We start from the raw sequence: 12,520 nt of genomic DNA on the forward strand, positions 1-12,520 counted from the left end.
AACGCGCCATCCAACCGCCATCTACCCGGTCATCTTTCGGATTTGCCGCGAACTTTCCTTCCCTATGGCGTATTTTCCTTAAGATTGTGCACTCCCCCGATTGCACGCCAACATACGCAACAAGGAGAACACCCCATGGGCAGGATCACTGTAAAAGACGGTACGGAAATTTATTACAAAGACTGGGGCTCGGGACAGCCGGTTGTCATGTGCCACGGCTGGCCGCTGGACAGCGACAGTTGGGGGGCGATGATGATCTTCCTGGCCTCCAGGGGCTACCGCTGCATCGCCCACGACAGGCGGGGCCACGGCCGTTCCAGCCAGCCCTGGGACGGCAACGACATGGACCACTACGCCGACGACCTGGCGGAGCTCATGAACGCTCTGGATCTGAAGAACGCCGTACTCATGGGCTTCTCCACAGGCGGTGGCGAGGTTGCCCGCTACATAGGCCGGCATGGGACCGGACGCTTGGCCAAGGCCGCGCTCCTTTCCTCTGTGCCGCCGCTGATGCTGAAGACGCCGGACAACCCGGAGGGCACGCCCATCGAGGTGTTCGACGATTTACGCAAGCAGTCGCTGCAGAACCGCCCGCAGTTCTACAAAGACCTGGCGAGCGGCCCGTTCTTCGGCTTCAACAGGCCGAACGCCAATCCGTCGGAGGGGCTCATCGACTGGTTCTGGCTCATGGGCATGCGCGCCGGCCACAAGAATACCTATGACTGCATCAAGGCGTTTTCGGAGACGGATTGCACCGAGGATCTGAAGAAGTTCGACGTGCCTACCCTGGTGCTGCAGGGCGACGACGACCAGGTCGTGCCCATCCAGGCGGCCAGCCTGAAAACCGCGAAGATCGTGCCCGACGCGACCCTGAAGATATACGAAGGCGCGCCCCACGGGCTTTTCGCGACCATGCCGGACAGGCTGCACGAGGACGTGCTGGCGTTCATCAAGTCCTGACCGGCGCGGCGCAAAGAGCCGTGGCGGAATACGGCGCGCTTCCGGGACATAAGCACCCGGAGGCGCGTCAGATCATGGCGAGCACGAGGGTGATGTTGTCGTGGCCGCCGGCCTCCCGCGCCGCCTCCACAAGATCGCCGGCGCACGTCTCCAGGTCCGGCTGGTCCTGGCCGGCCATGGCGGAGAGCCGTTCCGCGATGGCCTCCTCTTGCACCATGTCGTGCAGGCCGTCGCTGCAGATGAGCAGCACGTCGCCCGCGGCGAGATCGAGCGTGCCGGTGACCGGCTCCACATCCGGGGAGCCCACGCTCTGGTTCAGCATGCTCCGCAGCGGATGATCCCTGGCCTGCTCCTCGGTGAGTTCGCCATGGTCAATGAACTCCTGGATGAAGCGCTGGTCGCGGGTAATGCGTTTGAGCTCGCCGCCACGCAATAGATAGAGCCGCGAATCGCCCACATGGACCCAGGCGGCCTTCTTGCCGGAAACGTACGCCGCGGTAAGCGTGGCGCCCATGCCGGCCAAGTCCGGGTTGTCCCGTACCAGCTTGTGGATGAGCTCGTTCACCTCATGGACGTGCCGCACAAGGACAGCCGGGTCGCCCAGGCCCTCTGCCGGCACGTCTTCCAGAAAATCCACTATCGTCTCGGCCGCGAGATCGCCGGCCGCCTCGCCGCCCATGCCGTCCGAGACGGCCAGCAGCAGCGAGCGTCCGTCGTCCACCTCGCGCACCAGATATCGGTCCTCATTGACGGCGCGGACCTCTCCTACATGGGTTGCAGCCGTATATCGCATGCAGATGCCCCCTCTGCTGCAAAGTTCTTCTATGAACGGCGAGATGAATCAGCCCTGCCATATTCAATTTCACTACTGCTCAGGTGTAATGCTGTAAACCCCTTAGCACTCCGAACTCTTGCCTTTTTGCGCACGACCACCTATTCCAAAGGCATCGTTCCCACCGCGCACCACAGGCTCTGTGACAGGAGACACAATGCTCCGTTCGCTCAATACAAAGATTTTTTTGCTGGTCTTTTTCATTCTCGCTCTCATTGCCGTCGCCGTCTTCTACATAACCAACCGCGATGTGGGACGCGCAATGTACAGCGCCGAGGAGCGCTCCATCGCCAACGTGCTCAAGCTCATGGAGCTCAACGTTGCCGGCCGGTACAAGGGCCTGCTGCTGGACAAGGTGGGCAAGACCCAGGAGATCAAGCGCTACCTCACGGACCTTTCCGCCACCTTTGAAAGCGGCCTGGACCACTTTGCACAGATGGCCGAGGACGGCGACGTCTCCATGGAACGCACCCAGACCGCCGCTCTCGACTGGGTGCTGTCCATGCCCGCCAACAGCACAAAGTACTTTTTCGTCTATGACGGCGACTACAACCTGCTGGCCTATCCGGGCACGAACCTCGGCGGCAAGAGGGCCACGGATTTCATGGACATTGAAGGCCGCCACGTGCTGGAGGCGGCCCGCGCCGAGGCTATGGAGCTGGGCGAGGCGTTCTCCACCTACACCTGGCCCACCCTGAACGGCACAGGCACGGCCAAGCGGTTCGCCCTCTTCGGCTACTTCCCGCAGTGGGACTGGGTCTACGCCGTCAGCGTGGACATCGGTGACGTGGAGCGCGCGCTGAAAAAGCAGCTCCAGCAGATCGTGAACGTACTCGACCAGAACATTCCGCAGGTCGAGTTCGCCATGACAGGCTTCGTCTTCCTTTTCGACAGCTCCAAGAACATCATCGCGGCGCCGGACCGCATCCGCCGGCTGCTGGAAGGCGGCGCCGACACCATGGGCGAGCTCGTGAACACCGAAAGCAACCGCCCGGTGCTCGAAGATTTCATGGCCTGGGCCGAGAAGGACAAGAAAGCCGGGCCCTTCTCCTTTTCCGTGACCGGCAAGGACGGCGGTACAATCTCTTTGGAAGCGGACGTGGCCTACTTCAAGCCGCTGGATTGGTACATCGCGGCCGTAGCCCCCGTAGACGAGATCGAGGCCCCGGCCCGGCAGCTCCTGGCACACATCTCCGCCTCCATCCTCGGCGTCTTCCTGGTCAGCCTGCTGCTGGCCCTGGCCTTCTCGCGCCACATCGCCAGACCGCTCCGGCTGTTGGCCCGGCACGCCATGACCCTGCCGGAGCAGGACTTCTCCAAGCCGGCCGAAGGGCCCTCGCCCATCGGCGACTTGCCGAAGCACCACGATGACGAGGTCGGCCGTCTGGCCTCCTCCTTTGTCTTCATGGAGCGCTCCCTGCGCGAGAACATCTCCAACCTCATGGAAGTGACGGCCACCAAGAACCGCATCGAGAGCGAGCTCTCCATTGCCCGCGACATCCAGCTGGGCCTGCTGCCCAAGATCTTCCCGCCCTTCCCGGACCGCAACGAGTTCGACCTGCACGCCGTGCTCGTCTCGGCCAAGGAGGTGGGCGGCGACCTCTACGACTTCTTCTTCCTCGATGACAGGCGGCTCTGCCTCGTGGTGGGCGACGTCTCGGACAAGGGCGTGCCCGCGGCGCTGTTCATGGCCATCACCAAGACCCTGGTGAAGGTCGCTGCCGAGCGCCACGACGACCCGGCCGTGATGCTCAACCTGGTCAACGATCTGCTCAGCGAAGACAACCCGAACACCATGTTCGTGACCATCATCATCGGCATCCTGGACCTGGAGACCGGGCGTTTCGACTACGTCAACGGCGGCCACAACCCGCCCATTATCATCGGACCGGACATCCGCTGGGTCACCGGCGTGAGCGGCCCCATGGCCGGGGCCATGGACGGTATCCAGTACAAGCACCTGGCCACCACCCTGGCTCCGGGCGAGGCCATCCTCCTGTACACGGACGGCGTCACCGAAGCCATGAATGCCGGGCTGGAGCTGTTCGGCGAGAACAGGCTGGAAGAGACGGTGCGCGCCATGCCAGACGCCAGCGCACGGGAGATCATCGAGGGCGTGATGGACAAGGTGCACGAGCACGCCGCAGGAGCCGTGCAGTCCGACGACATCACCATGCTCTGCGTGCGATACAAGGGACCGGAGGCGTAGGAAACACATGGCCCGGCTCGTTATCGATCTGGACGGCCTTGCAAACAACGCCCGGCGGCTCCGCGACTATTGCGAGGGCCGTGGCCTCACCATGCTGCCCGTACTCAAGGGCGCCGGCTTCGACGCCGAGGTGGCTCGCGTTGCCAGAGACGCCGGCGGCGCAGTCCCTGCCGCGGCGCATCCCTTCGGCGTGCAAGCCGTGCACGAGGCCCTGGGCGAACGCGCCGTGCTGCTGACCATGCCACCCTGCTCCCGGGCAGAGGCCATCGTGGCGCATGCATACCGCTCCTTCGTGTCGGAGCCTGCGGCCATCCGCGCCCTTTCCCTGGCCGCGCAACGGGCCGGCATACCCCACGAGGTGGTGCTGTTCGTGGATGTGGGCGACCTGCGCGAAGGCTGCCTTCCTGCGCAGCTCTCCGGCATCCTGCGCGAGGCCGTCTCCCTGGAGCACGACCTTTTCCGCGTGGCCGGGCTGGCCACCAACTTCGGCTGTCTTACCGGGCTGCGGCCGTCGCACGAGGCCATGGAGTGCATGGACCTCCTCGCGGCCGAGGCTGCGAGAGTTCTGGGCCGGACGCCGGATGTGCTCTCCCTCGGCGGCTCTATCCTGCTCCCCTGGATGGCGGAGCACGAGCTGCCCGCCTACGCCACCGAGCTGCGCCTGGGCGAAACCCTGCTGCTGGGCCATTTCCAGGACGAGCACGTGCCGGTCGCCGGTCTCACGCCCGACCCGGTGCTGCTGGAAGGCGAGGTGCTGGAGGTTGCGCGCAAGCCCACCAGCAGAGACGGCGCCTACGGCCCCAACGCCCTAGGCGAGCTGACCCGGCCGCAGGACCGCGGCGAGCGCCTGCGCGCCCTGCTGGACTTCGGCGTGCTGGACACCAAGCCGTGGGAGCTCAGCTGCCGCACGCCAGGCGTGGAGTACGTGGGGGCCACGTCCAACTACGCCGTGTTCGACGTGGAGTCGGCCGATCCTGTCCCGAAACCGGGGGACCGCCTGCTATTCAGCATGGGCTACGAGGCCCTGGCGCGGGCCTTCCACTCGCGCTACCTGGAACGTCGCCATACCGCCGCACTGGCAGGTATTTCTTGACCTCGTACCGAAGCCGTCTATGCTGCTTTTTCGAGCCCCCGCGGAGCTGCGACAGCCGCGCGACGGCGATCCTCACTTTTTCGAGCCGTACTGTTTCGAGTAGAAACACATGGACGAATCGTAAAGGAAACATCGTATGATACGCACGCTCGCTCGACTCTGCATCGTTCTGCTGGTCCTTGTTCTGGCGCCGGGCCTTGCCCCCGGCGCAAGCGCCGCTCCTAACGACGATTTCCCCACCACACCCGCTGCCAAGCCCGACGGCTCCAAGTGGCGCCTCGGCTATCTGGAGGGCGGCCCCTACAGCCAGTACCCGGCCACGCTCATCGCCACGGTCAAGGGGCTCGTCGATCTGGACTGGCTGAAACCGCTGACTTTTCCCGAGGACATCAGCCCGGAAGACGCCCACAAGCTCTGGGAGTACCTCGCCAAGAACGCCGACAGCGAGTACATCGAGTTTGCGCCGGACGCCTTCTGGTCCGGCAACTGGGACGAGGCCCCGCCGCGGGAGCAGCTTCGCGCCGAGGTCATCGAGCGGCTCAACAAAGGCGACATCGACCTGATGATCGCCATGGGCACCTGGGCCGGCCAGGACCTGGCGACCTCCGAGGTGAGCACGCCCACCGTGGTCCTCTCCTCCTCCGACCCCCTGGGCTCTGGTATCGTAAAGAGCGCGGACGACTCCGGATTAGACCACCTCAACGCGCGGCTCGATCCTACCCGCTATCTGCGCCAGGTGCGGCTCTTCCACGACATCATCGGCTTCAAGCGCCTCGGCATTGTCTATGAAGACACCATGGCCGGCCGGACCTACGCCGCGCTGGACGACGTGAAAACCGTGGCGGCGGAGCGCGGGTTCGAGGTCGTGCCCTGCACCACCATGCTGGACGTGCACTCGGGCGAGGCCTTCCGCAACCTGCAGACCTGCCTCGATGAGCTGGCTCCCAAGGTGGACGCCATGTACCTGACTGAGAACAACGGCATGCAGCTGGACAAGTTCCCGGAGCTGCTGGCCCCGCTCTTCGCCAACGACGTCCCCACCTTTTCCATGGCCGGGTCCGACGAGGTGCGCCACGGCGTGCTGCTCTCCATAGCCCAGGCCGGCTTCAAGTACGTGGGCGACTTCCACGCCAAGACCATCGCCAAGATCCTCAACGGCGCCACCCCCCGGCTGCTCACCCAGGTGTTCGAAGCGCCGCCCAAGATCGCCATCAACCTGAAGACGGCGGAGCGCATCGGCTTCGACCCGCCTGTGGACATCCTCATGGCCGCGGACGAGATCTACGAAAACATCGAGGAAGCGCCGCCTGCCAAATAGGCCCCGCCCCACTGTGGAGCGCACGCTCTTTTCACGCCGCGCCGGCCCGTTCGCATCGGGTTTGGCGCGGCGTTTTGCATTGACTTGCGGCGCAGCGTGCTTACTATCTCGCGATGAATCCCCGCGGTGCTGTTTCCCGCGCCCTTTCATGCCGCATGAATCCCCGCGGAATCAAAGAGGAAAACAAGCTATGACGAGTCAAATAAAGACAGTGCTCCTGCTCGGTCTGCTCACGGGCATCATCCTGTTTCTCGGCGGCGCCCTTGGCGGCCGCGTCGGTCTGTTCTTCGCTTTCGCCTTTGCCCTGGTTATGAACGTGGGCAGCTACTGGTACTCGGACAAGATCGTGCTTGCCATGTACCGCGCCAGGGAGGTGGCCCCCCAGGACGCCCCGGCCCTGCACGCCATTGTGTCGGATCTGGCGCGCGAGGCGAACATTCCCAAGCCGCGCGTGGTCATCGTGCCGCAAGACAGCCCCAACGCCTTTGCCACAGGCCGCAATCCGGAGCACGGCGTGGTCGCCGTGACCCAGGGCCTTCTGGAAATCCTCTCCACCGAGGAGCTGCGCGGCGTGCTGGCGCATGAGATGGGCCACATCAAAAACCGCGACATCCTGGTTTCCACAATTGCGGGCGTGCTCGCCTCCGTGGTCATGTCCCTGGCGATGTTCGCACGATTCGCCTTTTTCTTCGGTGGGATCGGCGGACGTGACGGCGAAGGCGGCAACCCCTTTGCCGCGCTTATCCTGGCCCTTGTCGCGCCCATAGCCGCCATGCTGGTGCAGATGGGCATCTCCCGCTCGCGGGAGTATCTGGCGGACGACACCGGGGCCAAGCTCTCTGGCCACCCCCTGTACCTGGCCAGCGCCCTGGAAAAGCTGGATGCCTACGGCAAACGCCGGCCCATGCGCCTGGGCAACGAGGCGACCTCGCACATGTTCATCGTCCACCCCTTCAGCGGCAAGCGGGCCATGTCCCTCTTCTCCACCCACCCGCCCATCCAGGAACGCATTGCGCGTCTGCGCCGGATGGCGGGCCAGACCGCGTAAACATCAGAGCATTGCAATGAAAAACGGCCGGCACGGGTATTCGCCCTGCCGGCCGTTCTTTTTGGGAACCTTGGAAACCGCCGCCGCTCTCAGCGGCAGTTGTTCTTTGCGTATCCGTTGTCGAGCTTCTTCACCCACACGCCGCCGGTATGAGTGAGGAAGAGGACCTTGCGGCCCAGCACGCCGCCCACGTCCTCGGCCGCGATGCGCAGGCCGCGCTTTGCCAGGACCTCCCGCGCCGCCTCCACGTTGCGTGGGCCGACGCCTGCCCAGGAGCGGCTACAGCCCGCCGTGCCCCGATGCACTTGGCACTGGCTCAAGGCGTCGCCCCCGCCGAACACCTTGACTTCCAGCCGCGAATGCTCCACGCGCAGCCGCGAGAACACCCGCATCAGATAGTCTACGCTGGCGTCCACGAACTTGCAGGGGTACCCGGGATCGGACACGTAGTCCTTGGCGTAGGGGAGGAAGGCGTGCGCCATGCCCCCGATTTTGGTCCGCTTGTCGAACACGGTGATGGCCACGCACGACCCCAGAACAGTGCTGATCAGCGTAGGCGTCCGGGAAATAAAGCACTCACGAGGCTCGAGGTGCCGTAGCGGAAATGCGCGGATTTCATTCACGGAAGTTCAGGGCTCCTGCACCTCGAACTGGCTGTCGAGCCGCATTTCTGCAAGCAGGGCCGCGATCTCCGGTTTCGGGTTCGCAATGGTCAGCCTGCCGCCTTCGCGTTGCAGGGCCAGCCCCAGGCCGATCAGCTGGCTCAATCCGCGGGAATCGACCATCTCCACGCCGGCGATGTCCAGCACCAGCTCGCAGAGGCCGTTTTCAGCCGCCTCATCCAGAATCTGCGCTATCTGCCCGGAAGCGTTTCCCACCAGATCGCCGCGCCAATGGACCCTGCGGGTGGGCAGGTCGTTGCTCTCCACGTCCATCTCCTCAGCTTTTTCCGCCGGATTCCTCAATCTTGCGGTTTATGGCCTTGGTTACGCGCTCCAGCTCGGAGCGAACCGACTCGAACGCTTTGCGTAGCTCCGCGTCATCTTTGCCTTCTTTTGCCGCCATTTCCAGCGCAAAGGAGCTTTCGTGCAGACCGGGCGCGTCGATGGTGGCAGAGGCTCCCTTGAGGGAGTGGGCGTACTTCTGCAAGGCTGCGGTGTTGCCTTCGGCCAAGGCGCGCTCGAACTTGGCCAGCCGCTCCTCCAGGTCGCTGGTGAATGTCGTGTAGAGCAGCACCAGGAACTCCATGTCCCCCTGAATCCTGGCCAATGTCTTTTCCGTATTCAAAACATTCGCATCGTCCACGGCGTCTTGCTCCGGTGCCGGGGACACTTCCGGCCTGGGCGCGCCGCCGGCCGCCCCTTTCTTATCCCCGACGACGCGGGCAATGGCATCGTTGAGGGCGGCGAGGTTCAACGGTTTGGAGACATGCTCGTCCATGCCGCACTCCATGAAACGTTCGCGATCTCCCTTCATGGCGTGGGCGGTCAGCGCGATAATGGGGATGCCGGAATCCGTGACCTTGATGAGCTCGCCATTCTCCTCCAAACCGCCGGCGCGGATGTGCCGCGTGGCCTCCACGCCGTCCATCTCCGGCATCTGCACATCCATGAGCACAACATCATACGTGTCCTCGGCCAGAGCCCGCACGGCTTCGCGGCCGTTATTCACGGCCGTGACGGTATGTCCCTGGCGTTGCAGGATACGCACCGAGAAAAGCTGATTCACCTGGTTGTCCTCGGCCAGCAGGATATGCAGCTCGCCGGCATCCTGCGCCGGCTGCGCCACCTGCACCGTGGTCCCGGCGGATTGTCCGGGGCTGAGCGCCGCCTCGTCGCCGAAATCCATACGCGTAGGCTCCGACTGCGCCTTGTCGAATCCCATGGTAAACGAAAAGGTGCTGCCCTTGCCCGGCTCCGAATCAAGCCAGATGCGGCCGCCCATGAGCTGGACCAGATGCTTGGAGATGGAGAGGCCGAGACCGGTGCCCTGAGCCACACGGCGAAACGAGCCGTCCACCTGAGTGAAGCTCTGGAAGAGCTTTTCCTGCTGCTCTTCGGGAATGCCTATGCCCGTGTCGCTCACATCGAACCGCAGGCAGACGGGCGCATCCGGGCGCGGGCACTCGCCGGGCCCGAGAGGCGTCACCGTCAGGCTGATGCCGCCTTCCTGGGTAAACTTCACGGCGTTGCTCATGAGGTTGAAGAGCACCTGCCGCAAACGGGCCGGGTCGGTGCGCACGCTGTCCGTGGTGCCTGGAGCAATCTGGATGGACAGATCCAGCCCTTTGTGCGCCACCTGCACGGCGAATGATTTTTCCACGAACTGGAGGATGTCGCTGATGCTGAAGTCCTCCTCGCGCAGCTCCATCTTGCCGGCCTCGATTTTGGAGAAGTCGAGGATATCGTTGAGCAGAGCCAGCAGGCTGTCCGCGGAGCGGCGGACCATGTTCATGTACTGCCGCTGCTCATCCGTGAGCTCCGTAGAGTCGATGAGCTCGATCATACCCAGGATGCCGCTCATGGGCGTGCGGATCTCATGGCTCATGTTGGCCAGGAACTCGCTCTTGGCCTGGGTCGCCTGTTCCGCCGCCTCCTTGGCCTTGACCACCTCGTGCTCCATCTTCTTGCGTGAGGTGATGTCGCGCATGGAGCAGAGCACGCCATTGATGGCGCCTTCGGAATCCCGCACAGGCGTGCGCACGATCTGCAGCCAGACCTTCTCGTTCGTGCCCGGCCGGGTGAGCTGCACATCCTCGGACTGGGGCGACTGCAAGCGCATCACGGCGGCGTCCGCCTCGTCGAAACGAGTGAACACATCCAGGGGGAAGAGGTCCAAATCGGTCTTGCCGGCCACCTCGTCTTCGGCCACGCCCATAAACGCGCAGAACGCCGGGTTGGCCGCGCGGTAGCGGAACTCCGCATCCTTGAGCACGATGAGATCGGGGTTCACCGCCAGGATGGTGGACAGCAGATTGCGCTGATCGCGCAGGTTTTCCTCGGCGCGCTTGAGGTCGGAAACGTCAAGCACCGAGACCACAGCGCCGCCTTGCCGTCCGCGCAGCGAGGTCACGTCCATGTAGGACCAGCGTGTACCGTCGCCGTCCCTGGCCATGAACTCGCGTGCGAAGTGGTCGGACCCGCCGTCGAGCACCGAGTGGATGCCCTGAGCCAGCTCCATGCCTAGCTCGGGGTCGCCGTCGGAGGTCTGCTCGATGGTTTTTTCGAGATGCTCCAGGTAGTTTCCGCCGACGGCGCAAGGGGCGTATCTGCCCACGCAGGAGCTCTGCAACGTGTCGGCGCGGGAGTTGCCCGCCACCACGGAGCCATTCTTGTCCAGCACGGCAATGTCCGAGGAAAGGGAGAACAGCACCTCCTGCAACAGCTCCTGCTGCTCCTTGAGCCGGACGTTGGCCTGGTCCAGCCGCTTGCTCTGGTCCACGGCGTTTTCATAGGTGGAGAGAAGCAGGTCGAACATCTGCCGCCGGGTGGAGGCGATGGTGTGGATGCCGCCCTGATAGTGCACCTCGAAGGAGCCGTTCTTGTCCTCCTGCTGCGCCGCGCCGCGGTTTTCCAGAAAGTATTCGAGCTTATCTGCCAGAAAGTACTCGTCGTAGGGCTTGGTGACAAAGGCGCTGGCCCCGCACTGCAGTCCCTTGAGCACGTCCTGGGGGTTGGAAAGGCTGGTGAGGAGGATAACGGGCAGGTCGTCGCTGTCCGGCATGGATCGGATGCGCCGGCAGAGCTCGTAGCCGTCCATCTCCGGCATGATGATGTCGCTGATCACGGCGTCCGGCATGTTGTTGCGGATGGACTCCAGCGCATCCCTGCCGTCTCCGGCAACCGTGACTTCGTAGCCCTGCTCTTCCAGAAAAAACTGCAGCCGGAGCGCCTGGGTCGGGCTGTCCTCCGCAACAAGAACACTGCGCGCGCTCTTAGTATGTTCCGAATCTTCGGGTGTATTCATGTCAGCTACTTTTTGTGTTGTTATGGGCAGTTATCAACATAGTCGCTATATCATCCAAAGAGAGCATCAGGTCCGCGGCGCCGGCGTCTCGGGCTGCGCGGGGCATGCCGAACACGATGCACGACTCCTCCGACTGGCCCACTGTGAGCGCGCCTTTGCCATGCATGGCGCCCAGCTCTGCCGCGCCGTCGCTGCCCATGCCGGTCAGCAGCACGCCGACCCCCTTGTCGCCCAGCACATTGGCGACGGAACGGAACAGGTGGGAGACCGACGGTCTGAGGTTGTTCTCCGGAGCCGCATCCGAAAGCAGCATCACATTCCCGCGGCCGACACCGAGATGGGCGCCGTCCGGAGCGAAGTAGACATGGCCGGGCAGAGGCCGCTTCCCGTGTAGCGCAGTCTCCACTTCGAGCGGGGTCTGCGCGTTGAGCCAGTGGATGAGCCCCTGCAGAAACCCCGGGGCGATGTGCTGTACGATGAGAATGGGCAGGCTGAAGTCTGCCGGCAGCAGAGAGAGGATGCGCGATATGGCCTGGGGGCCGCCCGTGGAGGCACCTATGGCCACCAGCGAGAACGGGCCCCGTTTGCCGGCGTGGATATCCCTTCGCGCAGGTCCCGGCTGGATTTTTGGCTGCTCTTCCTTGCCCGGACGACGGCGGATCACCGTGACCTCGCTCATGAGCTTGAGCGTTTTGACGATCTCGCCCAGGGCTTGCTGCTGCTCCGCGCCGATAAAGCGCGGCTTTTCGAGCAGGGCCAGGGCCCCGGCGTCCAGGGCCATGAAGTTGGCCGACGCCTCCTTGGGGTCCAGCAGACCGGAGACGATGACTATGGGGGTGGGCGTCTCCTGCATGATCTGCCGGGTCGCCTGGATGCCGTTCATGTCCGGCATATGGAAATCCATGGCGATGACGTCCGGCTCCAGGGAACGCGTCTTTTCGATGGCTTCCCGGCCGTTGGCGGCCAACCCGGCGACGAAGAGTTCCGGGTCCGACTCCACGGCGTAGCGCATGGCTTCCCGGACCACGGTGGAATCATCGACGATGAGCACCCCGATACGACTGTCTTTGTCTTTGCCTGTCCTTGCCACGTCC

General features: G+C 64.0%; 10 protein-coding genes. 5 read left to right on the forward strand and 5 right to left on the reverse strand.

All coding sequences use genetic code 11. The annotated features are described in order from the left end of the window. Positions 1-135: 135 nt before the first annotated feature. A complete protein-coding gene (locus tag E8L03_RS09105; protein WP_171267165.1) occupies positions 136-960 on the forward strand; it encodes an alpha/beta fold hydrolase in 825 nt (274 codons plus the stop codon). A 67-nt stretch (positions 961-1,027) separates the two neighbouring features. Here the strand turns inward: E8L03_RS09105 and E8L03_RS09110 are convergent, their stop codons facing one another. Next, the gene (locus tag E8L03_RS09110) at positions 1,028-1,753 is read right to left on the reverse strand and encodes a PP2C family protein-serine/threonine phosphatase (RefSeq protein WP_171267166.1); all 726 of its coding nucleotides are present in this window, start codon (positions 1,751-1,753) and stop codon (positions 1,028-1,030) included. 196 nt (positions 1,754-1,949) lie between these two features. Between E8L03_RS09110 and E8L03_RS09115 the strand changes: the two genes are divergently transcribed. The 4 genes from E8L03_RS09115 (at position 1,950) to E8L03_RS09130 (ending at position 7,460) form a co-directional block, all read left to right on the forward strand. Further along, positions 1,950-4,001, forward strand: coding sequence for a SpoIIE family protein phosphatase (locus E8L03_RS09115; RefSeq protein ID WP_171267167.1), 2,052 nt, complete (start codon positions 1,950-1,952; stop codon positions 3,999-4,001). Positions 4,002-4,008: 7 nt separating this feature from the next. Then, on the forward strand, positions 4,009-5,094 hold the full coding sequence (locus E8L03_RS09120) for an alanine racemase (protein ID WP_171267168.1): 1,086 nt from the start codon (positions 4,009-4,011) through the stop codon (positions 5,092-5,094). 136 nt (positions 5,095-5,230) lie between these two features. Then, positions 5,231-6,412 (forward strand): ABC transporter substrate-binding protein, encoded by a 1,182-nt coding sequence (locus E8L03_RS09125; protein ID WP_144233536.1) that lies wholly within the window; start codon positions 5,231-5,233, stop codon positions 6,410-6,412. Between the two features lie 190 nt (positions 6,413-6,602). Further along, a complete protein-coding gene (locus tag E8L03_RS09130) occupies positions 6,603-7,460 on the forward strand; it encodes a zinc metalloprotease HtpX (RefSeq protein ID WP_171267169.1) in 858 nt (285 codons plus the stop codon). Between the two features lie 89 nt (positions 7,461-7,549). On the opposite strand, the gene E8L03_RS09135 is transcribed toward E8L03_RS09130, so the two are convergent. The 4 genes from E8L03_RS09135 to cheB are packed head-to-tail and all read right to left on the reverse strand — an operon-like array spanning position 7,550 to position 12,516. After that, the gene (locus tag E8L03_RS09135; protein WP_144233534.1) at positions 7,550-8,083 is read right to left on the reverse strand and encodes a chemotaxis protein CheD; all 534 of its coding nucleotides are present in this window, start codon (positions 8,081-8,083) and stop codon (positions 7,550-7,552) included. Positions 8,084-8,089: 6 nt separating this feature from the next. Further along, complete coding sequence (locus tag E8L03_RS09140; RefSeq protein WP_171267170.1) at positions 8,090-8,389, reverse strand: STAS domain-containing protein; 300 nt, start codon at positions 8,387-8,389, stop codon at positions 8,090-8,092. A gap of 10 nt (positions 8,390-8,399) precedes the next feature. Next, positions 8,400-11,426 (reverse strand): response regulator, encoded by a 3,027-nt coding sequence (locus E8L03_RS09145; RefSeq protein WP_171267171.1) that lies wholly within the window; start codon positions 11,424-11,426, stop codon positions 8,400-8,402. A gap of 1 nt (position 11,427) precedes the next feature. Continuing rightward, positions 11,428-12,516: a chemotaxis-specific protein-glutamate methyltransferase CheB gene (cheB, locus tag E8L03_RS09150; protein WP_171267172.1), complete on the reverse strand. Its 1,089-nt coding sequence runs from the start codon at positions 12,514-12,516 to the stop codon at positions 11,428-11,430. Positions 12,517-12,520 lie beyond the last annotated feature (4 nt).

This window comes from Oceanidesulfovibrio marinus, from assembly GCF_013085545.1.
Lineage (GTDB): Bacteria > Desulfobacterota > Desulfovibrionia > Desulfovibrionales > Desulfovibrionaceae > Oceanidesulfovibrio > Oceanidesulfovibrio marinus.

Coding starts and splice junctions, on each gene's coding strand:
- E8L03_RS09105 (WP_171267165.1), top strand. CDS start 136: ATGGGCAGGATCACTGTAAAAGACGGTACGGAAATTTATTACAAAGAC.
- E8L03_RS09110 (WP_171267166.1), bottom strand. CDS start 1,753: ATGCGATATACGGCTGCAACCCATGTAGGAGAGGTCCGCGCCGTCAAT.
- E8L03_RS09115 (WP_171267167.1), top strand. CDS start 1,950: ATGCTCCGTTCGCTCAATACAAAGATTTTTTTGCTGGTCTTTTTCATT.
- E8L03_RS09120 (WP_171267168.1), top strand. CDS start 4,009: ATGGCCCGGCTCGTTATCGATCTGGACGGCCTTGCAAACAACGCCCGG.
- E8L03_RS09125 (WP_144233536.1), top strand. CDS start 5,231: ATGATACGCACGCTCGCTCGACTCTGCATCGTTCTGCTGGTCCTTGTT.
- E8L03_RS09130 (WP_171267169.1), top strand. CDS start 6,603: ATGACGAGTCAAATAAAGACAGTGCTCCTGCTCGGTCTGCTCACGGGC.
- E8L03_RS09145 (WP_171267171.1), bottom strand. CDS start 11,426: ATGAATACACCCGAAGATTCGGAACATACTAAGAGCGCGCGCAGTGTT.